The organism is Rhizobium sp. RU36D, assembly GCF_900176345.1.
GTDB lineage: Bacteria > Pseudomonadota > Alphaproteobacteria > Rhizobiales > Rhizobiaceae > Allorhizobium.
In genome coordinates this window covers 244,834-267,990 of record NZ_FWXU01000006.1, presented here as the reverse complement: position 1 = coordinate 267,990, position 23,157 = coordinate 244,834, and the positions used below count along the sequence as shown (strand labels likewise).

The window sequence follows — 23,157 nt, the reverse complement described above, 5'->3', positions numbered from 1 at the left end:
TTAAGGCGTAACTTTATGCGGGGCGCCCCGCGGTCAAATTCTTCCCAATCTGGTAGCAGTGCAATGCGCACGGAAAGTGCTTAATTGTTACACCATCTACAGTGGTTTCAGCACTCAATGTTCTGGTTGTCGCTCCCACCTGAACGGGAAACTTCGGTTTCTTTCCTGCAAGCTCGATCAGCCCTCTTAATTCTCCGGGGTGTTCCACATACCGATCCGACCACTTGATTTCGTAAGCCCACGAGGGGCGCAATGTTGCAGGGTCGACCTTTACAAGATCGACTTCCAAATCCTTTCTTCCTGACTTCCAACGAGCATAGTGAAGTTGTCGCAACTCATCAGAGTGGAACCATTGACTAAATATCGCCGTTTCCGCAAGGCTACCCATTGCCTCATCGTCGGCTCCGACAGAGGCAAACAATGCGGATCTCATTGATGGATTTGTCAAATATACTTTGAAATTACGCATGCGCTGAAAGGTCTGACCAGCATCATCTACGCGCGTAACCCTGACTATAAGAAAAGCAGCCTCCAAGTACTCCAAATAACGTGTGATCGTATTTTTTGCTACCCCTGAACTTGAAGAAAGCCCTTCAAGGCTGATTTCTTGCCCTGTATGATAAGCAATCGTCGAAAATAGTCTATTTAGCTCCTGAATGTCCTGAATTCCATAAAGGCTTGGCAAATCTCTGAGCAAGACTTTATCTACAATATCTCTACCAAGATATCGCTGCACATCAGTCCTCACTTCCGCATTCAAAACAGCTTCTGGATACCCCCCGAAATTAAGGTAGTCGATGAAAGCTTCGTTCAACGCCAGGATGTCTTTTGCTTGATATCGCTTCGTCCGACCGTAGTCTGTTTCAACGATAAGCTTCTTCTCAAGACCAGAAAAATCAAGGAACTCGGAGAATGTTAGAGGTGGTAGAAAATAATCTGTAAAACGCCCTGCTCCAGATTCTTGGCTCTTGAGACGCAAAGCTGCTGCGGCCGAACCAGAAGCAATAAACCGTGTGTTCGGAAACTGGTCCGTCAAAACCTTTAGATGAACTTCCCAATCTTTCAGATACTGGATTTCATCAAAAATCACCAACCGCCGGCCATATGGATCACATCCTGTTTGCTTCTGGAATAGATCAAGCAATCGTTGAAGAGGCATGCCGCTGTAAAGGGGCGTATCAATTGACGCGAACAATATCGCGGCGGGCGCGACTCCCTCATTTATGGCATCAGAAACAAGTTGCTGAAGCATGACGGTTTTTCCAACGCGCCTCGGCCCCATTAAAATGACTGAACGTCGAATTTTCCAGTTGAAGGCAAGCTCACGAAAGCCATTAAAATATGCGCGGCGATGGGGAAAATCGCTATTTAAATGCGAATCTGAAGCGCCCCACCAGGGATTGTCGCGTTCCAAACTTTGAAGAATATCTTTTTCAGCAATTTCGAGCATGCTCAGCCACGCGTAAAGTTAAGATCAATTGACTAACATTAACACGACAAATTGCTATTTCTCAAGCAATTTTAGAAAATTAAGGCGTTATCGATTGCAGCATTTGACTGCCTCTCGACACATTTGGCCACACGCGCATATTCCATGTTCCCTGTTCGATCCGCGCCGGAGGCAGGATCGAACGCCCGAAGGGCGGAACCTGATTGTTCCCCGCCCCGATGGCTCCGGTCTATCATGCAAGCGGCGAAATTGCATAAGCGGGACGCGTTGCAATAGGCGGTTTTCCGCTTCGCGGAAAATGCCCCAACGGGGCAAGCCGGTTGCCCGTGGCATGATAGGCTAATTTAGGTGGCAGAAAGGATGTCTTACGGTCCGGCAGGTGATGCTGAAACACCGCTGTTTCGTTTCAAGTGGACGTTAAGCGGTTCGTTGCGCAGACAATTGAATTCGGCTGCAACGTAACGGCGATGGGGTCACGGGGAGAGCTGCAATCTCGCCCGTGCCGGATGCCGCAGGCGGAACGGCGGTCAGGGTTCCAAGGGGCGCAGAATGCTCTTTGGCCGATGGGTGCAGGGAGAGCGGAAATCTCCTTGCGCGTGATTCAGCGGAAAGACGCTGACGGCATCCAATCCGCGCAGGGTTGGTCATGGGGTATCGGGGCAGCAGGAACGCTCCCTGATTGGTGATGCAACGGCCAGCCGGTGCGAGGGGTCAATCGCGATACGATTGGATGGCGTGAAGAGGTTCAAGGCCGATGAACGCCACAGCCGGAAGGGATGCAACGGGAAACGCGCCAGCGGGTTTCCCTTGCCAAGCCGTTTTGCATAGCAAAACACAGCTTGCGAGTGGACCAAAGGTCCGCGACGGGGCGGTTACTGACATATTCAAGTCAAGCGCGATGGGATGCGAACCAATTAACGGTTCTTATCGCAAACGGGGACCGAGGTGTCTGGCCCCTAATAAGAGCGCTCCCCATACGCCAGCCCTTCCATCGTGATCATTGGAAGCGCCCCGGATGTAGTTGGTGCGAGGCAATCTTGGGTGCGGGTCAAAGGAACTCGCAATGTGGAGCTGGTCAAGATACTGTTGGCGAGTGGCCTCCACAATGCCGGGAATATCGGCGACCGGCCCGCCTAGTATTATGAGATCGGGCGCTATTAACTGGTTTATGCTCGCGCAGAGCTGCGCTAGATAATGAGCTTCGACCTGAATTATATCATCAGGAAGATTGGGAGGCAGTGCTTGGAATGCTGTCTCCGGCCGAGCATCTGAATATTTCCCGAGCCGCTTATTGATGGCGCGAACGGTAGCAAAGCCTGCTAGACAGGAGGTGTGCGCTTTGCAGACGGACGCGATATTTTCGAAGTCCGATTTCCGAATATGCATGTGCCCCACTTCAGGAAAGGTTCTCGGCTCCCAAGGCGAACCTTCGCAGCAATAGCCAATCCCGATGCCGTGTCCGACATTGACGTAGCAAATAAGATCCTGCGGCAGCACGCCATGCGGTTCGATCTGCTGCAATCTTCTATTGAAGAATTCATACGCTGCCAGAGCGAACGTATCTTTTGTTATCGAGTGTTTTATGCCGATTTTCTTAAGAGATGCGTGAAAATTCTCAAAAATCTTCAAGGGCGGAGCCGAGAGCGGATATTCATTTATTCGCGGCGGCAGCAACGGCGTACTTTCATAACCTCTATAGGCTGGCAAAGGACCAAACGCTGCCAAGCAAACAAAATCCGGTTTGGGACCGTCCAGTATCCAATCCCTCACATTCACGAGGGAGGATGAATATCCGTGTTCACGGTCCAGCAATTCTATTTCCTGATAGTCCTGCCGGGCACCGAAAACAGCTTTTATCCCTCCAAGCGAAAGATCAGGATGAACTATCCTGTTCACTTTATCCTTTATGACAAGCCCGGCATCTATTGAAATACGGGCAAGTTGAGCTTTGTCCCTTTCAAAATAAGCACCAATGACGGTCATGGTATCGGTTTGCGTGGTATTGTTCACCGGCCTTTCTCCTTCGTAGCGACAAACAAGGCGGGCGTGGTGATTGGCTCTCCCGACGCTATCCGGAACACGATTTCACGCGCGTCCACGACAGTTAGCACGCGATAATCGGCTAGGGTTGCGCCCGCGCCTACCTTGATGGAGATACCGCCCAGTAGGTTCACCCTCCTAAAACCATCTTCGTCGGTTACATCATCCCCTATGAATACAGGTATCCGTCCATGAAAAGGGCCTCTATCCATAAACGAAACAATGGCTCCTCCCTTATTCATACCGGCTGGACGTGCTTCAAAAACCATCTTGCCGTGCATGACTTGAAACAGAGGATTTTTGCAAACCGCGCCAAGGATTGCGTCGCGGCAGTCCTTCTCGCGGCCGGGCGCAAGCCTGTAATGAAGCGCAACGGTTCCTGGCTTTCGTTCCAGCAAAAGCCGATGATCGCCGGACGCGAAATCCTGCAAACGCATAGCAATCTGTTCGGCCATGGCTTGATGTTGCGGGGTCAGCCATTCCAGGAAGTCATCGCCGATACGCTGCTGAAGGCCGTGGCTTCCTGCCGCCGACAATTTTAGGGGAGAGAGGAGCTTATCGATGTCATCAAGCTTCCGCCCGGAAATAATCGCGACAGCCCCAGCAAGTGTATTGTGCGCTCGATACAGGCCGTCAAGAAGCGCGTGGGGAACCTCGACGTCTTCGGGCCGCTGCGCGATTTCTAGGAGCGTTCCATCAAGATCGAGGAACAAGGCAATCTTTCGGGGGTTAATATCTGCGATATTATGATATTGAGACACGTTTGCGCCGCCTTATCTTCATTCGTACTCTCAATGAGTATGACAGGCGTTGACGGAAGCGAAATTCCGAAACGGTCGAGACGCACATATGAAAACGCCCTCGGTAAATAGCCCCCGTGATACAGGCATATCGCCCGCCCGCACCAATGATACGGCTGCAACCATAGATAAATTTTCGGGACTCCTCAATCTCCCGGATCGCTTGGGCGAAAAGCATTATTCCATCGCCGTATGGCTTTTGGAAAGTGGGCTATCTGCGCTTTTGTCCCGCGCCAATATAGGCGAATCTATAGATTTCAATAAAGAAATACACCTTCTTATCGAGGAAGGTAGCGTATATTTTGGATTTTTTAGCGTAATTGGCGCATATGCCTCCACGGAAGTTTTTTCTCGTGACGGATTAAACTTATTAGATTTTAGTAAAAATTCTAAATACTCTCCTGAATATATTATAAACGTGAAAAATCACCATTTTCGTGTTAAATATAATGGTGAGGAGTATTTTGCCGAGCCTCTAACGGAGGCCGAATTCGGCAAAGATGATGGTGGAGTGCCGAAAGACAGGGAAGACGGGGACAGCCTCCCGAACAAGCGGTTGAGCGGCACGTTCATAGCGCGAGCCGCCGAGGAAATGAACGACGAGCAATGGCGACAACTGGAGGATGTGGCGCGGGCACTGTTGGGGGACACGGTTTCTCCGAAGTCGGAAGCAGAAGAGCTTAAGGCCAATATCCATGCCAAAATCGGATCGCTGCCGGGAGAAACGCTCGGCCAGATATGGGCCATTGTGACTTCGCCGAAGGCAAAGCAAATTCCGACCACCGCCCCCGACGGCAGGCTTTATGAGAACCGCCCGGACAGGTCACAATCCGCCCCGGATTTTATCCGGGAAGTTTACGCGGAATATCTCGACGGAAATTTTACCCGCGCCGACCTGCGCCGTATCGACCCAAAAGCCGAAATGGCCCTGCGAAACTGGGAGAGTCACCACCGCCAGCGAGCAGATATTAACCTTCCCACGAAGAAGGAACTGAATGACAGGCTTTTGGAAAAGCCGTTAACAGTTTTGACACCCCATGAGCGCCTAGCCAAAGGTAGGATTCAATCGTCACGATTAAATAACAAAAAATAGATCAATCAATTCGCATCATTTTTGATTGACTATAATAAAATCCGTCGTACTCTCAAAAACACATCAAGTGGCTCTCTCACCTGATGTGTTTTTGAGGAGAAAGTGCATGAAATACGACTGCATTTTCTGGGATCGCTGCATGAAGGTGCACGATGCCGTCGGGACCACCCGGCTTCCGGGTCGGATCAGGAACCCCCGCTTCGCACCTTGCGCGGAATGTTTGAAGCGGACGCCGCCGAAAACCACCCCCTAACACTTGTTTTCGGAAATCTGCACACTGCCACGGGCGGCGGTTCTGCCGCCGCCCGCCGGTCCCTTTCATGCTTTCATCGGCAAAATCCGCAATATCCAACAGGCTGGATTTCCGCCCGACCTCCCTTTCAGCCTACGAATAGAAGGAGAATGACATGAAGCTCGTTTCCATTCTCTGCAACGAATGCAAGGCAAGCCAGTCGGGCCGTCCAACCGATTCGACCAGCCGCGCAAAGTGCGGATCGTCCTCCCTACGCCGACGGCGGAAGCGCTTAGGAATCCTGCGCGGCGAATAGCAGCCCGTCACCCTTCTTGAAAGTTTGACCCAGCCACGGGCGGCGGAAACCCCGCCGCCCGATGGATTCCCCCTTGTCTTTTTCCAACATGACTGGAGAATTCCATGCTCAAACTACTCTCCGATATCGCCCCGAAAGCCGCCGTCGCGGCTGCCGTTTTGTGGGCTGGTGCCAACTACCTCGTCATCGGCCCCGAAGTCGCGACCCGCGTCGTTCGCGCCGACCATCTTCCGATGTGCCAGCGCAATTTCAGCGAGTTGACGCTGAATGCTGCCAAACGAAAGGCGGAAGAACTTCCGCCGCCCGCCGTCGATGCCTCGAAAGAAATGGCTGCCTCCCAGCTTCGCCAGTTTCAAAACAATCCCATGATGCAGGAACTGAACCGGATGGGGCTGGGTCAGGCGTTCGGGATCGACCAAACGCTCAATATGTCCCTGCGCCAGTACGAAGAACAAAAACGCGCCGCCGTTGACGCCTATAATCGCTCGGTAGAGCGTATCAAGACCGAGACCGCCACCACGCTCGGCAAGGCGGGCGATGTTTGCGGCTGTGTAGCGGATACCGCCATTGCGGACACGCGCACCGAGTGGGCGATTTTCTCCGGCACGCTCGGTTTGATCCGTCCCGCGCCCATCAAGGCGTTCGATGAACGCATGGTGCAAACCTTCAGCGCGGGTGCCTGCACCGCGAAGGCGGGTGCGTGATGGAACGGCCTGTCTTCTATCAAGGCGGCGGGTTTCATGTCTCCGAAACCCTCCTGCGCACGCCGCGCAAAACCTATGCCCTCGGCCAGATCGAATATGTCTCGGTGCAACGGCCGCTGGTGCTATTCGTCGGCCTGCCCGCCGCTGGCCTTATCGGATTTTCGATTGGCTTCTGGCGGTATCTGCTGGCGGTGGAAGCCGTGACGCTCACGGCTCTGTCCGTCGCCGCCATCATCGTCTCCTTGCGCTTCGGCGTGTTGCGGGTCCATTCGATGGCCCTTCGGGATGACGACGTGGCCATGAACTTCGGCCCTATCGGGCGGCTTCGCGCCGTGCGGGCCGCTGTCGAACAGGCCATGGCGTTTCGCGATCATCGGGAGGATGCGCGATGAGCATTCCCGTTCGCCCCAAAAGCGGCCCTGTCAACGGCAACACGCTGCTGGCTGCACTTTGCGCCAGTGCCGCATGGCAATTCTGGCCGTCCGAGTCCGGCGGCTCCATGGCTATGGCGGGGCTTTGCTCCGCCATGGCAATCCCCACCGCGTTTAAAGGCCTCCGTCTCGGCTGGAAAGACTACAGGCTGCGCCGCGATCTGGTGAAGACGGCGCAAGCCTCGACGGATCACGGTACGGGCCGCGAGGCGGAATGGGCCGAACTCGTCGCCCGCCATATGCACGATCCCGCCAGCGGCAATTTCCTGGGCATGTATGCCGGAAAATATCCCGTCTTCTCCCCGCCCAAAACCCCGTTTTCCCTCATCGAAATGCCGCCAGGTGTCGGCAAAACGATCTTCCTCGTCATGCAAAGCGTTCTGCATCAGGCGCGGCTGGGAAAATCCCTGTTCATTCCCGATGTCAAAACCGAACTCGCCCCGATGATGGTTCCGGCGCTGCGGGCGATGGGGCTTGATGTGTGGTGCATCAATCCTGCCAAAGCGCATCTGGATATCTGCGGCGCGGTCGAGCTGAACCTGTATCAGCCTGTCATCGACGCCTGCCATGACAAGGGCGAGTTTCGGAAAGACACGATCAAGCTCGGCCTTGATCTGGCGGATTTGCACCTGCCCGAACCCAAGGACGGGGACACGAAGAACCTGTTCTTCCGCAACGGTCAGCGCCGCTGCATCTCCATCGCGATCTTGAGCAATGCCTTGATGTCGCCCGCGCTCTGCACGCCCGCCGATGTGTTTGCGCTGCTGAATGATCCCAAGAAGTTTCGCGAACGGCTGATAAAACTCCGCCATGAAGCGGTGCGGATGTTCCCGAACGATCCGATTGCCGAATTCCTGCAAACGGAAGCCGCGAACCTTCTCGATAAGTTCGAGAACAACGCCGAACACGCGGCCTCGTTCATGGAAGGCGCGACGCAGCCGCTCATCTCGTTCAATCAGGGTGGACGCATGGCGGGCTATGGCCGCACCGCCACCGCCAACATTGCCGAAATCCGCAAGCGGCAAATCATCGTCTTCGTGATGTCGCCACTCTCCCATGCGCGTGATTTCGCGCCCGTTGTCTCGCTTCTCAATCATACGCTTCTGGAAGTGGCGAAGCGCGACCCCGCCGGACATCCCATTCATATCGTCGGTGAGGAAGCCTTGAACTACCGCTTCGCGGATATCGTCTCCGATATGGAGACGATGCGCGGCCTCAAAATCTCCGCCGATTTTTATATCCAGTCCTTCAACGGCCTTATCAAGAAATACGGGCGTGAAGCCGCCGCCGCGATTGAGGCCTATTCCGATGTGAAAGTCTATGCGGGCATCAACTCGTTCGACCGTGCGCGGCATATCTCCGACATGCTGGCGGAAGCCACGATCAAACGGCAGGATTATTCCTATCAGGCGGATGTGAAGGATATCGGCGTCTCCAGCCGCGAACAGGGCCGCCGCCTCATGACGCCCGATGAAATCCTCGCCATGCCGCGCAATCGAGCATGGGTGTTCACGCGCGGCCTTCGGCCCCTGCGGCTGACCATGATCGACTATGGACGGATTGCGCCGTTCCGTGACGAAGTGGCGGACAATCCGCTGGAAGGCTCGAAGCTCTATGGCGATGCGGTCTTCACGATCCGCTATCCCGACAAAGGCACAGACGGCAAGCCCGTCATCGAGGGCGTTCGCTATCGGGTAAGACGGGCGCGGAAGGCACGCCGTTTCGTGGCCCCCGTGCGCCTGCGTCATCTGCTGTGGGTGCCGCCCGTGCTGGCCTTGTGGACCATCGGGCCGCTCGATGTGCCGCTGCCCCATCTTCGCTATGCGTATGAATATACAGGCCCTTACAGCCATCCGTATTACCGCCGCTGCACCTATGTCGGCCCGCACTCTCGCACCATCATTCCCGAACGGGGCGAATGCCCCGTGGTCTTACTGTTCTCCAAGCCATGAAGGGATTCATGCCATGGTTCGTGCTCCCCATGCCTCGCTCACCCGTGTGTTCGGCGCATCCGCCGATACATCCAAACTTTTGCAAAGCCCGTCCAACGACACTGGCGCGAGCATCCGACGCCCGCCGGTGCCCGAACGGGCAAACGGCGATCTCTCCGGCGAAGCTCTGGCCCGCTATATCAACGATCTGGAACGCCGCATGATCGACCATATGCGCAAACACGCGCCGCGCTGGCACAACAATGAAACCAAGGCCATTCTCAAACGCTGGAACGTGCCGCAGGCCAGCCATCCTGCCCCAAACTGGGCCGCGCCCCGCGACACGGTCAGGGATGCCCGCGATTATGCCGCGACCCTGCTGAAAGAGCGGCTGACCTCAAAAATGAAGACGCTGGGCGACATTCGCATTGCCCGTTATCTCGGCGGTCACAAACAGGTCGATCCGCTGCACCTGATCTTTCACGACAAGTCTACTGTCCTCGACAAGAAGTTCAGACAGAAAATGTAGGAATTAATTCTCTTGCAATCTAGGATAATGTTCCTGTATTGTTCTTTTAATGCCTGACCGATGGGGTTGGCAGATGACGGCAAAGAAGAAGAGGAGACGGCAGAACAGCAAGACTATGGAAAGCGGCGTTGGAGACATCTTTGCTCACTCTTCCGCCGCCCTGTCCGCCGCCAAAAACGTGCGGCCCCTCGCTGTCCCGCTATCCGTCGATCTGGAAAAATACCGCCGTCATGTCGATCATCTCGATATGCCGGAAGATCGCAAGACGGAACTGCTGCTGTCGCTCTACACCATCATGCGCAGTTTTGTGGACCGTGCCTTTGGGGACGATCCCGTCCAGCAAGCCCGCAGCCATGTGGATGAAACGCGGGCAAAAGATGAAACGGGGATTCTTCCCGTGGTACAGTTTGCCGAAGACCCTACAACACCAGACAAAGAAGACCTGTCCGATACGTTCCATGATGCCGGAACGCGCGGGCGGAGAAAGCGATAGACCATGAAACCATCCCCGACACAAAAAGCCGTCCTGTATTGCAGGGTCAGTTCGGTCAAGCAGCGGATCGAAGGCGATGGCCTTGCAAGCCAAGAGCGCCGCTGCCGCGACTATGCGGCCATGAAAGGCTATGAGGTCGTGGATGTGTTCCGCGACGATGTGAGCGGCGGCCATGCCAGCCGCCCCGCCATGATGGCGATGATCAAGTTTTTGAAAGCCCACCGCAAGGAAGGCTATGTCTGCATTATCGACGATATCTCGCGTTTTAGCCGTGACATTCGCGGCCATTGGGATTTGCGCGACCTGCTGCGCGAAGCGGGCGGCAAGCTGGAAAGCCCCACCATCGAGTTCGGGGACGATTCCGACTCCATCCTCGTGGAAAACCTGCTGGCGTCCGTATCGCAGCACCAGAGGCAAAAGAATGCGGAGCAGACACGCAACCGCATGAAGGCGCGTTTGCAGAATGGGTACTGGCCGTTCAAGAGTCCAATAGGATTTAAGACCGTCCGTAAATCGGGCCACGGCAAGGTGCTTGAGCGTGACGAGCCTTACGCCACCATCATCGCCGATGTGCTGGAAGGATTTGCATCCGGTCGTTTCGAAGGAGTTGCCGAAGTCGCTCGCTATCTCGCCGCGCAGCCTGCGTGGCCGAAGGATCGCAAAGGCGAGGTTCATTCCGAGCGCGTCTTCGAATTGTTTTCGCGTCCGGTCTATGCGGGATATGTATCCTGTGACGATTGGGGGGTGGAGCCGCTCAAGGGCAAGCATGAAGGGCTGGTGAGTTTCGAGACTTGGCTTGCCGTGCAGGAACGCCGTGACGGCAAGGCGAAAGCACCCGCCCGCAAAGACCTCAATGAGGCTTTCCCGCTCCGTGGTTTTGTTTGCTGTGCATCGTGCGGGGAGCCGCTGACGGCGTGCTGGTCGAAAGGACGCAGCGCTCATTATCCTTACTATCTCTGCGACACGCCCAAATGTGCGCTCAGCCGAAAGTCGATCCGCAAGGAAAAGCTGGAAGGCGATTTTGAAGCGCTGCTGCAAACGCTGAAACCGTCCGAGGGACTGTTTCATTTAGCGTTCGCGATGTTCCGCGACCTGTGGGATGCAAAGCTTGCCAACGCTGGAATGCAAGGCAAAACACTCGAAACCGAAATCCGCGCGATGGATAAGAAAATCGACGCTCTGCTTGAACGCATTGTCGATGCGTCCAGCGATTCCGTGGTCAAAGCCTATGAGCGCAAGATCAAGGAACTGGAGTCGCAGAAGATGGTGATGCGCGAAAAGATCGCCAATTGCGGCAAGCCGCTCAAAAGTTTTGGCGAAACTTATCGAACCGCTTTTTCCTTCCTCGAAAACCCTTGCAAACTATGGCTTTCGCCTCGTCTTGAGGACCGCCGCGCGGTGCTCAAGCTGGTGTTCGCCGAACGCCTGACCTATGCGCGAAATGAGGGCTATCGAACCGCGCAAATATCAACACCATTCAAGATGTTAGGAGACTTAAACATGTCGAAAAAGTCGATGGTGCCCCTTGCCGGAATCGAACCAGCACTCCTCTCGGAACCTGATTTTGAGTCAGGCGCGTCTACCAATTCCGCCAAAGGGGCATGCGCTTCGCATGGTGCGAAGTGTGGCGGAATATACGAAGCAAAATTGCGGGGTCAACAGGATTCTTTCGCGGATTTACCATCACGACAAAGTTTCACGCCGCGCGCTGCACCGCAGTATCAGGCCATTTACACGCCAGAGCCGCTTCAATAAAAGCGTCGCAGCTTGAAACCCTGGGGATCATTGGCATGCTGCGCAGACTTTACGACTGGACGATGTCGCTTGCCGCTCGCAAGTCTGCGGAAACCTGGCTTGCCGTCATCGCCTTTGTCGAAAGCTCGATCTTCCTGGTTCCCGCCGACGTGCTCTATCTTCCGATGGCCTTGGCCCGGCCCGCACGGGCATGGCGTTATGCCATGATCGCCAGCGTCGCATCCGTTCTTGGCGGCATCGCAGGCTGGTTTCTTGGCTACTACGCGTTCGAAACGGTAGCCCGCCCGATCCTGGAATTCTACGGGAAGTACGAGGCCTTCGACGAGTTGCGCAAGTCGGTCGATTACCAGACCATCATCCTGCTGCTGATAACATCGGGTTTCGCCCATCTGCCACCGATCAAGATCGTGACGATCCTGTCGGGCGTGGCGCATGTGAACATCTGGCTATTCATCGTCTCCGCGATCATCACCCGCGGCGGACGCTTCCTGTTGCTCGCCTGGCTGCTGCGGCGCTACGGCGAGCCGATCCGAGATTTCATCGAGAAGCGGCTTGGACAGATTGCGCTTGCCGGCGCAGCCTTGCTGATTGTCCTTTATGTGGCCTATCGTTTCCTCCTTCATTAGAACATGTCCGCCGAAAGGGATCGTCGGTTTCGGAATAAGGACATGCACGAAAACAAGAACCTGAAGCACCGAGCGCGAATCCGGAAGATCACGACGGGCTTTCAAGACGCGACGGAGTTCGCACATGCAGACGCAGACAGTCTTTAATCGCCTCAACATGTCTCTTTTGACGACCCTCGGCATGGCCGTGACGGTCGGCTCGGCGCTCGGCTTTGAGCATATCGGCGGCTACATCCCTTGCGCCCTGTGCCTCATGCAGCGCACGCCCTACTACATCGGCATCCCCGTCGGCATCCTGGCCATCTTGGCCGCCGCCCTGAAGCTGCCCGCCTGGGTCAGCCGGCTGCTGTTGCTGGCGATCGCCCTGCTGATGATCTGGAGTGGTGGCCTTGGCGTCTACCACTCTGGCGTTGAATGGCAGTTCTGGGAAGGTCCGGCGAGCTGCAGCATCAGCGCATCAGGGGTCAGCGCCGGCGGCGGCGATATCCTGGCGCAGCTGAACAGCGTCAAGGGCCCCTCCTGCACCGAGGCCACGCTGCGTGTGCTTGGGCTTTCCTTCGCCGGCTGGAATGTGCTGGCCAGTGCCGTACTGGCGACGCTCGCCATCATCGGCGTGCGCGCCAAGGCCTGACCGCGATCGGCGCGCCTGCTTACGGCTGAAGCTCGGAATCCCAGTAGAGATAGTCGACCCAGCTTTCATGCAGGTAGTTCGGCGGGAACAGTCGGCCGTTGTTATGCAGGTCCTGCACCGTCGGCCGATACGGCTTTTGCGCCGGGAACATGTTTGCCTGGCGCGGCAGCTTGCTTCCCTTGCGCAGATTGCAGGGCGAGCAGGCCGCAACGACATTTTCCCAAGTCGTTTCGCCGCCATGAGCGCGCGGAATGACGTGGTCGAAGGTCAGGTCGTCCTCGGACCCGCAATACTGGCACTCGAACTTGTCCCGCAGGAACACGTTGAACCGCGTGAAGGCGGGGTTGCGTGTCGGCTGGACATAGGTCTTGAGGCTCACCACGCTCGGCAGGCGCATGGAAAAGCTCGGCGAGCAGACCGAATGGTCATATTCCGCGATGATATTCACGCGGTCAAGGAAGACGGCCTTGATCGCGTCCTGCCAGGACCATAGCGACAAGGGATAATAACTCAGCGGCCTGTAGTCGGCATTCAGGACGAGCGCCGGCAAGGACTGGGGAGAGACTGCAATCGTCAAGGGCGTCTCCTGATCGATTCGGCATCTGCCCTTCTATATTAGGTCTGATGTTACAGGATTGTGAAGCCCATTAAATTGTCGCATGCACAAACGCATGCCTATTGCGCTGCCGGCAGCGCATTTCGCCCGCTTTTGGCAGCATAATAGGCCCAGAACAGGCGGGCGGCGACGGAGCGCCAAGGCCGCCAGGCAAGCGCGATTTCAGCGACAGTGGCGATATCGGGCCGTGTGGTCAGCGAAAAGGCATCTCCCACGGCAGCCCGCAGCGCCACGTCACCGGCCGGGAAAATATCCGCGTGACCACCCGAGAACATCAGATAGACCTCGGCCGTCCAGGGGCCGATGCCAGGCAGGGCAGTCAGCAAAGCCATGGCCTCTTCAGCCGGAAGGTTTGCCGCGGCAACGAGATCCAGCTTCCCGGACATCACGGTCTCGGCCAAAGTCCGCAGGCAAGCGGCCTTCGCTCGGGACAGGCCAAGCTGGCTTACGGCGGCCACGTCCAGGGCGAGGAAACGGTCGGAATCGACGGTTTCCATCGCGGAAAGCATGCGAGACCAGATCGCCTGTGCACTTTGCCGCGAGATCATCTGCGATACGATGATATGGGCAAGGCCTGCAAATCCCGGAGAACCCAGCCGCAGCGGCAAGGGGCCGGCAATCGCGGCGATCGGCTCCAGTCTTGGATCAAGCGCAAGAAGCACCTGGAGCCCCTCGTCCACATCCCCCTGTCCGCGTATCAGCACTGCCGTGAGCCCTCTGTGCAGGCGCCTTGGCTCTGCCGCATCTTTTGTGGCAGAAGAAAGCATGATCCCGACAGGCCGTCAAAACCCCACCTTTCGCTTTGCACCAAGCCCCAACGGGTCGCTGCATCTGGGCCATGCCCTGTCTGCCCTGCTAAACGCCGACATGGCCGAGGCCTTGGGTGGGCACCTCCTGCTGCGGATGGAAGATATCGACATAGCCCGCTGCAAGCCGGAATTCGAAACCGCCATTGTGGAGGATCTTCTATGGCTGGGTCTCACCTGGCAGCAGCCGGTGCGCCGTCAGTCGGAGCATTTAAGCGCCTATCGCCAAGCGCTTGATGGCTTGATTGCAAGAGGTCTCGCCTATCCAGCCTTCATGAGTCGCGGCGAGGTAAAGGCGCGGGTCTCAGCCAGTGAAAAAGCCGGCCGATCTTGGCCACGCGACCCTGATGGCGCACCCCACTACCCGCCTGATGACCGGCATCTAGCATCCGACGAGCGGGAGACACGCATAGCGAGGGGAGACAAGCATGCATGGCGGCTGGATGTGGAGGCGGCGGTTGCGGCCATCGGCGCGGACCTGGATTTTCAGGAAACCGGCGATGGGCCCACCGGAGTGATCAAGGCGGATCCGCTTGCCTGGGGCGATGTCGTGCTATGGCGGTCGGACGCCCCATCAAGCTATCATCTCTCGGTCACGGTCGACGATGCCCTTCAAGGCGTCACGCATGTGGTGCGCGGTCTCGATCTATTCGCCGCCACCGGCATTCACCGGCTGCTGCAGGAACTGCTCGGGCTTCCGGCGCCGGTCTATCACCACCACAGGCTGATCACCGGTGCAGACGGTCACAAGCTTTCGAAAAGCAACGGCGATACCGGTCTCGCCGAACTGCGCGCACAGGGGTTTTCCTCAGCGGATATTCGCCGACTCGTTGGCCTCTGACGGCGTCGCTTCGGATATTGAAACCGGCATCACGTTGAACTTTGCCAGGGCTGCATTGAACTCGCCGCCGATAATGAAAATCACGGCAACCATGTAGAGAAACACCAGCACTACCATGACGGAGGCGAGACCGGCATAGGTCGCGGCGTAATTTGCGAATGTCGCGAGATAGGATGTGAAGACAAGCGCCCCGATTGCCCAGAGCACCAGTGTCAGAAGCACGCCCGGCAAGATATCGAGCATTCGCCGCCGGCCGGCCGGCAGCCCGAGATGCGAGACGATCAGCGCGACTGCAAGAACCACGAGCGTGCCGATGACGCGCCAATTGGCAACGGTGGAGAGCAGGTTCTTCATCCATGGGAACCAGGTCTCGGCATAGGCCAGCGCCACGGGCACCGCCACGAGCAGCACGCTGAGCGCCGCAAAGATGACGACGGCGGCAAGGACAAAGCCGAGGCTGATCAGGCGCGTGATGTACCATGGACGCGTCTCGGTGACCCGGTAGGCACGGTTGAGCGAGACGCGCAGAGCCTCGACACCATTCGAAGCGAAATAGGCGGCGGCAAGCACCGAGATCGTCAGCAGGCCGCCGCGCTGGATGGTGAGCACCTGAACGACCTGTTCGGCCAGCGGCTTTGCAATGGCCTCCGGCCAGGTATCGAAGATGATGTGAATTGCCGTTTCGGAAAACTGATCCGCCCCCAGGAAACTCGCCAGGGCCGTGCCGAAAATCAGAAACGGAAACACCGCCAGCAAGGCCGACAACGCCACATGACTGGCCATCGCCCAGCCGTCGTCATCAGTAAAATGCATCACGGCGTCGTAGCAAGCCTTGTAGATCATACGCACAATGGCGGGCATTCCATCTCCTGGTCATCGGCGTGCCGATTGTTTCCGAGCGCCGAATATGGGAAACCGGGGCCGCTTTGTACAGGAAACATTCGATGGACAACCGCCGAAGCATCATCATGACTGGCTGCTCCTCCGGCATTGGCGCCTATTCGGCACGCGCGCTTCACGCCGATGGCTGGCGTGTCTTCGCGACCGTCAGGACGGAGGAAGACCGCGCCCCGCTCCAGGAGAGCGGAATAGAAACCTTCCTGATGGACTATACCGATGCGTTGACGATCGAGGCGCTTGTCAAAGACGTTCTGGAGCGCACGGGCGGCCAGTTGGACGCCCTGTTCAACAACGGCGCCTATGGCCAGCCGGGCGCGGTCGAGGACCTCTCAACCGACGTCCTGCGTCAGCAATTCGAAACCAATTTCTTCGGCTGGCACGACCTGACACGTCGCGTCATTCCCACCATGCGTCGGCAGGGGCATGGGCGCATCGTGCAATGCTCGTCCATTCTGGGCCTCTTGCCCTATCGCTGGCGCGGCGCATACACCGCATCAAAATACGCGCTGGAGGGCCTGAGCGTCACCCTGCGGATGGAGCTTGAGGGAAGCGGCGTCCATGTGAGCCTCATCGAACCCGGCCCGATCGAATCCCGCTTTACCGCAAATGCCCTTGCTCATATCCAGCGCAACATCGACCTGGAAAACTCTGTGCATGCCGAGGACTACCGTCGCCAGTTGGCGCGACTGAATGGCACAGGTCCGATCAATCGCCACAAACTTGGGCCCGAGGCAGTCTACAAAGTGTTGTGCCACGCCTTGACCGCCAAGCGACCGCGCCCACATTATCTCGTCACGAGACCCGCCAAGCAGGGAGCGCTTCTGAAGCGGCTACTGCCGGCTGATCTCTTCTACCGGTTCATGCGTGCGCTGGACTGAATAATCAAGACAAAGGCAATACAAGGCATGTCCAGCTTTACCACCGTTGCGACGCTCCTGGTCATGGGACTGGTCGTGCTCGTGCTCGTGCGCGGCCTGTTCAACATGATGAAGGGCGGCGACGGCAATCTCTCCAACAAGCTGATGCGCATGCGCATCGTCCTGCAGGCGGTGGCGGTCGGCCTGATGATGCTGACGCTCTGGCTGACCGGCGGCGGACGATAGGATTCCCTTCCATGGTGAAACTCAACAAGATCTATACCCGCACCGGAGACGACGGAACCACCGCGCTGGTGACCGGACCGCGGCGGTTGAAACACGACCTGCGGGTCGATGCCTATGGCACGATCGACGAGACGAATTCCGTGATCGGTGTCGCGCGGCTGCATACGGCTGACATGGCGGAGCTCGATGCGATGCTCATGCGCATCCAGAACGATCTCTTCGACCTTGGCGCGGATCTGGCAGCACCGGAAACAGGAGAGGTTCTGTCCTATGAGCCGCTGCGGATCATTGAGGCCCAGGTGGTCCGGCTGGAAGGCGAGATCGACCAGTTGAATGCCGATCTCGATCCGCTGCGCTCCTTCATTCTGCCGGGCGGATCGGCCGCAGCCGCCCATCTTCACCTCGCGCGCACCATCGCGCGCCGCGCCGAGCGAATCATGGTCGAGTTGTCGCGCTATGACGGAGAAACGGTTGCCGAACCGGCCCTCAAATATGTAAATCGGCTGTCGGACTTCCTCTTTGTCGCCGCCCGCCATGCCAATGACGGTGGGAAGGCTGATATTCTCTGGATTCCGGGAAAGAATCGATAGACAGCACACCACAGCAAGGGCAAGCGCCGTGTTCATTCCGCTTCATGATCGCAATGCCCTCAAGCACATCAGGCTTCAATACGTCACGATAACGCTGATTGCGTTGAACACGCTGGTCTGGCTATTCACCGGCCTCCTGCTTCCTGCCGCATTTGCCGATTCCGGGGTCTTGAGCCTTGGCTTCATTCCTGCGGTCATGTTCGGCAGCGCCACGCTTGATCCGGCCCTCGTGCTCGTTCCCGAAAACGCCACGCTGCTGACCTACTCTTTCCTGCATGGCGACGTCTGGCACCTTGCCTCGAACATGCTTTTCCTCTGGGTGTTCGGCGATAATGTCGAAGACGCGCTGGGCCATGTGAAGTTTCTGATCTTCTATATGGCATGCGCGGCGGCCGGTGCGCTGTTTCATGGCATGATCGCGCCGCTGTCACAGAATCCGCTGATCGGCGCGTCAGGCGCGGTTGCCGGCGTGGTGGCCGCCTATATCATGCTGCACCCCAAGGTCCGGGTCTGGGTGCTGGTGCTCTTCCGCTTCCCCCTGCCCCTGCCCGCCTTCCTGCCGTTGATCCTATGGATCGGCCAGCAGTTCTTCATGCTGGCCACCGATCATGAAAGCAACGTGTCGTGGGGCGCTCATGTGGGCGGCATCCTCGCAGGCGCGGTTCTGGTGGTCATTCTGCGACGTCGTGGCGTCCCACTCTTCGACCGGACGATCGTCACGCCGAAGGCTGTCGAGCACGAAGCTCCCGTTGTAACCGCACCGCCGGCACCTCCGCCACAAAACCGCAAGCCCATCCATTGGGGCAGATGACTGCAGCAGTCGGCATTTTTATTGACGTGAACGTAAACGGCAGATATTGCTGAGACAAATTGGTACGCGGCATCGGCTTGACGTTGTGTTTGGACGAAAAATGCGTATCGATGTCGCCAATCGACCATCGGCGGCGGCACTGAGGGCGCATTTTCGGGGTCGAACAGCAAATAAGGAAGGAAGCGATGAAGGTCCTAGTCACGGTAAAGCGGGTTGTTGATTACAACGTCAAGATCCGTGTGAAGTCGGATGGTTCAGGTGTCGAACTTGCCAATGTGAAGATGTCGATGAACCCCTTCGACGAGATCTCGGTTGAGGAAGCGCTGCGGCTGAAGGAAGCCGGCAAGGCGTCCGAAGTGGTGGTCGTTTCCATCGGTCCGGCCAAGGCCGAGGAAACCCTGCGCACCGGTCTTGCCATGGGTGCCGACCGTGCGATCCTCGTCGAGACCGAGGACGCGGTTGAGCCGCTCGCCGTCGCCAAGATCCTCAAGGGCGTCATCGAAGCCGAACAGCCGGGCCTTGTGATCACCGGCAAGCAGGCGATCGATGACGACAGCAACCAGACAGGCCAGATGCTGTCTGCACTGCTCGGCTGGCCGCAGGCGACCTTCGCCTCCAAGCTGGAGATCAAGGATGGCTCCGCCGATGTCACACGCGAAGTCGATGGCGGCCTGCAGACCATCAATGTCAAGCTGCCGGCCGTGGTGACCACGGACCTGCGCCTGAACGAACCGCGCTATGCCTCGCTGCCGAACATCATGAAGGCCAAGAAGAAGCCGCTCGACAAGAAGAACCCGGCGGATTTCGGCGTGGATACCGCAGCACGCCTCAAGGTGCTGAAGACCGAGGAACCGGGTGGCCGTCAGGCCGGCGTCAAGGTCAAGAACGTCGCCGAGCTGGTGTCCAGCCTGAAGACCGCTGGTGTGCTTTGATCGGATAGAAAGGATTTTACCATGGCTATTCTTCTCCTGGCAGAACACGACAACGCAACCCTGTCCGACCAGACCGCCAAGGCCTTGACTGCCGCCTCCAAGATCGGCGGCGACGTGCATGTGCTTGTCGCCGGCATCAATGCCAAGGCGGCGGCCGATGCGGCTGCCAAGCTCACCGGCGTCTCCAAGGTCCTTCTCGCCGACAGCGCCGACTATGCCAACAACCTGGCAGAACCGCTCGCGGCACTCGTGGTTTCGCTCGCCGGCAGCTATGACACGATCATCGCGGCCGCAACGGCAACTGGCAAGAATGTCATGCCGCGCGTCGCCGCTTTGCTTGACGTGATGCAGGTTTCCGAAATCATCGAGGTGGTTTCGGCCGATACCTTCAAGCGCCCGATCTATGCCGGCAACGCCATCCAGACCGTACAGTCGACCGATGCCAAGAAGGTGATCACCGTTCGCACGGCCTCCTTCTCGGCAGCCGCCGAAGGCGGATCTGCAGCGGTGGAGACGGTTGCAGCAGCGGCGAACCCCGGCCTGTCCAGCCATGTCTCCGACGCGCTGTCGTCGTCGGACCGTCCGGAGCTGACCTCGGCGAAGATCATCGTCTCGGGCGGCCGTGCGCTTGGCTCTTCCGAGAAGTTCCAGGAGGTCATCCTGCCGCTCGCTGACAAGCTCGGTGCCGCCGTCGGCGCATCGCGCGCTGCCGTCGATGCGGGCTACGCTCCGAACGACTGGCAGGTCGGCCAGACCGGCAAGGTGGTCGCTCCTGACCTCTACATCGCCTGCGGCATCTCGGGCGCCATCCAGCATCTCGCCGGCATGAAGGATTCGAAGGTTATCGTCGCCATAAACAAGGACGAGGAAGCACCGATCTTCCAGGTCGCGGACTACGGACTGGTGGCCGATCTCTTCGAAGCCCTGCCGGAACTCGAAAAGTCGCTCTAACGCCAGCCCCTTCGCACTTGCGAAAAAGCTGGAAAAACATCGCGTACGGGGCTATCAATTCGCCGGGCTGCTTCAGCAGTCCGGCGAATTTCGTGAGCGGGCAGAAGTACCCGACCGATCAAGGGAGAGAACCAGGCGATGGACACGGCATTGAAGAACATCGGGATCGTCGGAGCCGGACAGATGGGCTGCGGCATCGCCCATGTCTCGGCCCAGGCAGGCTATAAAGTCACCATCTACGATCTCTCCAAGGACCGCATCGAAGCCGGCCTTGCCACCATCAACGGCAATCTCGCACGGCAGGTTTCCAACGGAAAGCTTGCCGAGGATGATCGCAAGGCGACGCTCGCCCGTATTTCCGGCACCGCCGACATCAATGATATGGCCGGCATGGACCTCGTCATCGAGGCTGCGACGGAAGACGAATCCGTCAAGCGCAAGATCTTCGCCCAGTTGTGCCCGGTGCTGAAGCCCGAGGCGCTGCTCGCCACCAACACGTCGTCGCTCTCGATAACCCGGCTCGCTGCATCGACGGATCGCCCGGAGCGGTTCATGGGCATCCACTTCATGAACCCTGTGCCGGTGATGAAGCTCGTCGAGCTTGTCAGGGGCATAGCAACGGACGAAGTGACCTTCTCGACGGCGCGTGACTTCGTAAAATCGCTCGACAAGACGATCACCGTCGCTGAGGATTTTCCGGCCTTCATCGTCAACCGCATTCTGCTGCCGATGATCAACGAGGCGATCTACACGCTTTATGAAGGCGTCGGCTCAGTTGAAGCCATCGATACGGCCATGCGTCTCGGCGCCAACCACCCGATGGGCCCGCTGCAGCTCGCCGACTTCATCGGCCTCGACACCTGCCTGTCTATCATGCAGGTGCTGCATGACGGCCTGGCTGACAGCAAGTATCGCCCGTGCCCGCTGCTGGTCAAATATGTCGAGGCTGGCTGGCTCGGCCGAAAATCCGGCCGCGGCTTCTACGACTATCGCGGCGAGCACCCGGTGCCGACCCGCTGAGGCGGATCGGCAAGAGCCCTTAAGCCGTCGTCAGTGGGCGGCGGCCGGCAATTCAAGGGCGCCCGGCTTGTCGTGGATGGCAAGTCTGTCAACGATCGTCTCGCTGGCAGCGTTCAGTCCAATGACCTCGACGTCCGCACCCTGGCGCCGGAACTTCAGAACAACGAGATCCAGGGCCGCGACGCTGGAAATGTCCCAGATGTGAGCACCGCTGACATCAATCACGACCTTTTCAGGCCGTTCCTTGAAGTCAAATGACCGGTTGAAGTGCTCCACGGAAGCGAAGAACAACTGGCCGACGATCGTATAGACGCGCGTGCGGCCGTCATCCGACAATTGAGACGATAGGCCGAAGATCTGCGCGATCTTCCACGCAAAGAAGATCCCGGACAACAGCACGCCGACCAGAACACCGATCGCCAGATTATGCGTGCCGACAACCGCGACGACTGTGGCGAGCATCACGATCGATGACGAGCGCGGATGATGCCGGAGATTTCGGATCGAGGCCCAGGAGAAGGTACCGACCGACACCATGATCATGATGGCCACCAGCGCGGGCATGGGGATCAGGCTGACCCAGTCTCCCAACGCAACGCAGAGGATCAGCAGCAGGATCCCGGCAGCGAAGGTGGACAAGCGTCCCCGTCCGCCCGCTTTAACATTGATCATGGACTGACCGATCATGGCGCATCCCGCCATGCCACCGATGAAGCCGGTAATCGAATTGGCAATGCCCTGACCGATACATTCCTGATGCCGGTCGCTCGGCGTATCCGTCACTTCATCAATCAACTGGGCGGTCATCAGCGATTCCAGCAGGCCGACCACGGCAACCGCCGTTGAATAGGGGAGAATGATCCAAAACGTCTCGAGCGTCAGCGGCACCACTGGCAGATGGAAGCTTGGCAGTGCCGACGGCAGCTCTCCCATGTCTCCTACAGTGCGCACATCGAATCCGAAATAGAGACTGAGCGCGGTCAGCACCACGATGCCGACCAGCGGCGATGGAACTGCGCGCGTGACAAGCGGAAACAGGTAGATGATCGCCAACGCCGCTGCCACAAGGACATAGGTCATCGGCGTCACCCCAATGAGCTCCGGCAACTGCGCCATGAAGATCAAAATAGCTAGTGCGTTGACGAAGCCTGTCATGACAGACTTCGACACGAAGCGCATGACCGTTCCGAGCCTCAGGAAACCTGCGAGGATCTGCAACAGCCCCGCCAGAACGCTGGCAGCCAGCAGGTATTCAAGCCCGTGATCCTTGACCAACGGTGTCATCAGGACGGCCGTGGCGGCCGTTGCCGCCGAGATCATCCCCGAACGTCCGCCCACGAAGGCAATGATGACGGCAATCGAGAAGGATGCATAGAGCCCGACTCTTGGGTCGACTCCGGCGATCAGCGAGAAGGCGATCGCTTCCGGGATCAGCGCGAGCGCGACGAGCAGGCCGGACAACAGGTCGGCGCGAATGTTGCCGAACCACTCATGGCGGTATCGGGCGATGTCGAAATTTTTATAGAGCATGAAATCCCGCAAGAAAGAAGCAGCGC

General features: G+C 57.8%; 22 protein-coding genes, 1 tRNA gene and 1 pseudogene. 16 read left to right on the top strand and 8 right to left on the bottom strand.

Features of this window, described 5'->3' with window-relative positions:
- Positions 1–13: 13 nt before the first annotated feature.
- The 3 genes from B9A97_RS10320 to otsB all read right to left on the bottom strand — a co-directional run bounded on the left by B9A97_RS10320 (position 14) and on the right by otsB (position 4,203).
- Positions 14–1,450 carry an ATP-binding protein gene (locus tag B9A97_RS10320; RefSeq protein WP_084365238.1) on the bottom strand — a complete coding sequence of 479 codons (1,437 nt, stop codon included), beginning with the start codon at positions 1,448–1,450 and terminating at the stop codon, positions 14–16.
- A gap of 924 nt (positions 1,451–2,374) precedes the next feature.
- Positions 2,375–3,460, bottom strand: coding sequence for an ROK family protein (locus tag B9A97_RS10315; protein WP_084365237.1), 1,086 nt, complete (start codon positions 3,458–3,460; stop codon positions 2,375–2,377).
- On the bottom strand, positions 3,457–4,203 hold the full coding sequence (otsB, locus tag B9A97_RS10310) for a trehalose-phosphatase (RefSeq protein ID WP_179145261.1): 747 nt from the start codon (positions 4,201–4,203) through the stop codon (positions 3,457–3,459). Before otsB ends, B9A97_RS10315 begins: the two co-directional genes overlap by 4 nt.
- Before the next feature lie 136 nt (positions 4,204–4,339).
- Here otsB and B9A97_RS10305 point away from each other — a divergent pair, with 136 nt between their 5' ends.
- The 6 genes and pseudogenes from B9A97_RS10305 to B9A97_RS10280 form a co-directional block, all read left to right on the top strand.
- On the top strand, positions 4,340–5,383 hold the full coding sequence (locus B9A97_RS10305) for a hypothetical protein (protein WP_084365235.1): 1,044 nt from the start codon (positions 4,340–4,342) through the stop codon (positions 5,381–5,383).
- A gap of 652 nt (positions 5,384–6,035) precedes the next feature.
- Positions 6,036–6,635, top strand: coding sequence for a hypothetical protein (locus tag B9A97_RS10300; protein WP_084365234.1), 600 nt, complete (start codon positions 6,036–6,038; stop codon positions 6,633–6,635).
- Positions 6,635–7,027 (top strand): hypothetical protein, encoded by a 393-nt coding sequence (locus B9A97_RS10295; protein ID WP_084365233.1) that lies wholly within the window; start codon positions 6,635–6,637, stop codon positions 7,025–7,027. Before B9A97_RS10300 ends, B9A97_RS10295 begins: the two co-directional genes overlap by 1 nt.
- On the top strand, positions 7,024–9,018 hold the full coding sequence (locus B9A97_RS10290) for a type IV secretory system conjugative DNA transfer family protein (RefSeq protein ID WP_084365232.1): 1,995 nt from the start codon (positions 7,024–7,026) through the stop codon (positions 9,016–9,018). Before B9A97_RS10295 ends, B9A97_RS10290 begins: the two co-directional genes overlap by 4 nt.
- Before the next feature lie 46 nt (positions 9,019–9,064).
- Entirely contained in the window at positions 9,065–9,526 is a 462-nt protein-coding gene (locus B9A97_RS10285; protein ID WP_143530394.1) for a hypothetical protein, read from the top strand.
- Positions 9,527–10,022: 496 nt separating this feature from the next.
- A pseudogene (locus tag B9A97_RS10280) lies at positions 10,023–10,994 on the top strand (recombinase family protein); the annotation flags it as partial.
- A gap of 541 nt (positions 10,995–11,535) precedes the next feature.
- Here B9A97_RS10280 and B9A97_RS10275 read toward each other — a convergent pair.
- Positions 11,536–11,620 (bottom strand) — tRNA-Leu (locus B9A97_RS10275).
- Positions 11,621–11,809: 189 nt separating this feature from the next.
- Here B9A97_RS10275 and B9A97_RS10270 point away from each other — a divergent pair.
- Together B9A97_RS10270 and B9A97_RS10265 are read left to right on the top strand one after the other, a co-directional pair.
- Positions 11,810–12,400: a YqaA family protein gene (locus B9A97_RS10270; RefSeq protein ID WP_084365230.1), complete on the top strand. Its 591-nt coding sequence runs from the start codon at positions 11,810–11,812 to the stop codon at positions 12,398–12,400.
- 124 nt (positions 12,401–12,524) lie between these two features.
- Positions 12,525–13,031, top strand: a complete 507-nt coding sequence (locus tag B9A97_RS10265) for a disulfide bond formation protein B (RefSeq protein ID WP_084365229.1) — start codon at positions 12,525–12,527, stop codon at positions 13,029–13,031.
- Between the two features lie 19 nt (positions 13,032–13,050).
- Here the strand turns inward: B9A97_RS10265 and B9A97_RS10260 are convergent, their stop codons facing one another.
- Together B9A97_RS10260 and B9A97_RS10255 are read right to left on the bottom strand one after the other, a co-directional pair.
- Positions 13,051–13,608 carry an HNH endonuclease gene (locus B9A97_RS10260; protein WP_084365228.1) on the bottom strand — a complete coding sequence of 186 codons (558 nt, stop codon included), beginning with the start codon at positions 13,606–13,608 and terminating at the stop codon, positions 13,051–13,053.
- A 98-nt stretch (positions 13,609–13,706) separates the two neighbouring features.
- Positions 13,707–14,414, bottom strand: coding sequence for a DNA-3-methyladenine glycosylase family protein (locus tag B9A97_RS10255; RefSeq protein WP_084365227.1), 708 nt, complete (start codon positions 14,412–14,414; stop codon positions 13,707–13,709).
- On the opposite strand from B9A97_RS10255, the gene gluQRS reads away from it, so the two are divergent.
- The gene (gene gluQRS, locus B9A97_RS10250; protein WP_084365226.1) at positions 14,413–15,294 is read left to right on the top strand and encodes a tRNA glutamyl-Q(34) synthetase GluQRS; all 882 of its coding nucleotides are present in this window, start codon (positions 14,413–14,415) and stop codon (positions 15,292–15,294) included. The genes B9A97_RS10255 and gluQRS overlap by 2 nt on opposite strands.
- On the opposite strand, the gene B9A97_RS10245 is transcribed toward gluQRS, so the two are convergent.
- The gene (locus B9A97_RS10245) at positions 15,262–16,155 is read right to left on the bottom strand and encodes a YihY/virulence factor BrkB family protein (protein ID WP_084365225.1); all 894 of its coding nucleotides are present in this window, start codon (positions 16,153–16,155) and stop codon (positions 15,262–15,264) included. The two genes, gluQRS and B9A97_RS10245, sit on opposite strands and share 33 nt — an antisense overlap.
- An 83-nt stretch (positions 16,156–16,238) precedes the next feature.
- On the opposite strand from B9A97_RS10245, the gene B9A97_RS10240 reads away from it, so the two are divergent.
- From B9A97_RS10240 to B9A97_RS10210, 7 genes are all read left to right on the top strand, one after another.
- On the top strand, positions 16,239–17,072 hold the full coding sequence (locus B9A97_RS10240) for an SDR family oxidoreductase (RefSeq protein WP_084365224.1): 834 nt from the start codon (positions 16,239–16,241) through the stop codon (positions 17,070–17,072).
- 27 nt (positions 17,073–17,099) lie between these two features.
- Entirely contained in the window at positions 17,100–17,297 is a 198-nt protein-coding gene (locus B9A97_RS10235) for a twin transmembrane helix small protein (RefSeq protein WP_084365223.1), read from the top strand.
- An 11-nt stretch (positions 17,298–17,308) separates the two neighbouring features.
- Positions 17,309–17,887 (top strand): cob(I)yrinic acid a,c-diamide adenosyltransferase, encoded by a 579-nt coding sequence (locus B9A97_RS10230; RefSeq protein ID WP_084365222.1) that lies wholly within the window; start codon positions 17,309–17,311, stop codon positions 17,885–17,887.
- A 28-nt stretch (positions 17,888–17,915) separates the two neighbouring features.
- Positions 17,916–18,698, top strand: a complete 783-nt coding sequence (locus B9A97_RS10225; RefSeq protein WP_084365221.1) for a rhomboid family intramembrane serine protease — start codon at positions 17,916–17,918, stop codon at positions 18,696–18,698.
- 185 nt (positions 18,699–18,883) lie between these two features.
- Positions 18,884–19,630: an electron transfer flavoprotein subunit beta/FixA family protein gene (locus B9A97_RS10220; protein ID WP_084365220.1), complete on the top strand. Its 747-nt coding sequence runs from the start codon at positions 18,884–18,886 to the stop codon at positions 19,628–19,630.
- A gap of 21 nt (positions 19,631–19,651) precedes the next feature.
- Positions 19,652–20,581, top strand: a complete 930-nt coding sequence (locus B9A97_RS10215; protein ID WP_084365219.1) for an electron transfer flavoprotein subunit alpha/FixB family protein — start codon at positions 19,652–19,654, stop codon at positions 20,579–20,581.
- 138 nt (positions 20,582–20,719) lie between these two features.
- Positions 20,720–21,601 carry a 3-hydroxybutyryl-CoA dehydrogenase gene (locus B9A97_RS10210; RefSeq protein ID WP_084365218.1) on the top strand — a complete coding sequence of 294 codons (882 nt, stop codon included), beginning with the start codon at positions 20,720–20,722 and terminating at the stop codon, positions 21,599–21,601.
- Positions 21,602–21,631: 30 nt separating this feature from the next.
- On the opposite strand, the gene B9A97_RS10205 is transcribed toward B9A97_RS10210, so the two are convergent.
- The gene (locus B9A97_RS10205; RefSeq protein WP_084365217.1) at positions 21,632–23,131 is read right to left on the bottom strand and encodes a SulP family inorganic anion transporter; all 1,500 of its coding nucleotides are present in this window, start codon (positions 23,129–23,131) and stop codon (positions 21,632–21,634) included.
- Positions 23,132–23,157 lie beyond the last annotated feature (26 nt).

What these genes read in the sequence shown, in the direction of transcription:
- B9A97_RS10320 (WP_084365238.1), bottom strand. Translation starts at nt 1,450, where the DNA reads ATGCTCGAAATTGCTGAAAAAGATATTCTTCAAAGTTTGGAACGCGAC.
- B9A97_RS10305 (WP_084365235.1), top strand. Translation starts at nt 4,340, where the DNA reads ATGAAAACGCCCTCGGTAAATAGCCCCCGTGATACAGGCATATCGCCC.
- B9A97_RS10300 (WP_084365234.1), top strand. Translation starts at nt 6,036, where the DNA reads ATGCTCAAACTACTCTCCGATATCGCCCCGAAAGCCGCCGTCGCGGCT.
- B9A97_RS10295 (WP_084365233.1), top strand. Translation starts at nt 6,635, where the DNA reads ATGGAACGGCCTGTCTTCTATCAAGGCGGCGGGTTTCATGTCTCCGAA.
- B9A97_RS10290 (WP_084365232.1), top strand. Translation starts at nt 7,024, where the DNA reads ATGAGCATTCCCGTTCGCCCCAAAAGCGGCCCTGTCAACGGCAACACG.
- B9A97_RS10270 (WP_084365230.1), top strand. Translation starts at nt 11,810, where the DNA reads ATGCTGCGCAGACTTTACGACTGGACGATGTCGCTTGCCGCTCGCAAG.
- B9A97_RS10265 (WP_084365229.1), top strand. Translation starts at nt 12,525, where the DNA reads ATGCAGACGCAGACAGTCTTTAATCGCCTCAACATGTCTCTTTTGACG.
- gluQRS (WP_084365226.1), top strand. Translation starts at nt 14,413, where the DNA reads ATGATCCCGACAGGCCGTCAAAACCCCACCTTTCGCTTTGCACCAAGC.
- B9A97_RS10255 (WP_084365227.1), bottom strand. Translation starts at nt 14,414, where the DNA reads ATGCTTTCTTCTGCCACAAAAGATGCGGCAGAGCCAAGGCGCCTGCAC.
- B9A97_RS10245 (WP_084365225.1), bottom strand. Translation starts at nt 16,155, where the DNA reads ATGCCCGCCATTGTGCGTATGATCTACAAGGCTTGCTACGACGCCGTG.
- B9A97_RS10240 (WP_084365224.1), top strand. Translation starts at nt 16,239, where the DNA reads ATGGACAACCGCCGAAGCATCATCATGACTGGCTGCTCCTCCGGCATT.
- B9A97_RS10235 (WP_084365223.1), top strand. Translation starts at nt 17,100, where the DNA reads ATGTCCAGCTTTACCACCGTTGCGACGCTCCTGGTCATGGGACTGGTC.
- B9A97_RS10230 (WP_084365222.1), top strand. Translation starts at nt 17,309, where the DNA reads ATGGTGAAACTCAACAAGATCTATACCCGCACCGGAGACGACGGAACC.
- B9A97_RS10220 (WP_084365220.1), top strand. Translation starts at nt 18,884, where the DNA reads ATGAAGGTCCTAGTCACGGTAAAGCGGGTTGTTGATTACAACGTCAAG.
- B9A97_RS10215 (WP_084365219.1), top strand. Translation starts at nt 19,652, where the DNA reads ATGGCTATTCTTCTCCTGGCAGAACACGACAACGCAACCCTGTCCGAC.
- B9A97_RS10210 (WP_084365218.1), top strand. Translation starts at nt 20,720, where the DNA reads ATGGACACGGCATTGAAGAACATCGGGATCGTCGGAGCCGGACAGATG.
- B9A97_RS10205 (WP_084365217.1), bottom strand. Translation starts at nt 23,131, where the DNA reads ATGCTCTATAAAAATTTCGACATCGCCCGATACCGCCATGAGTGGTTC.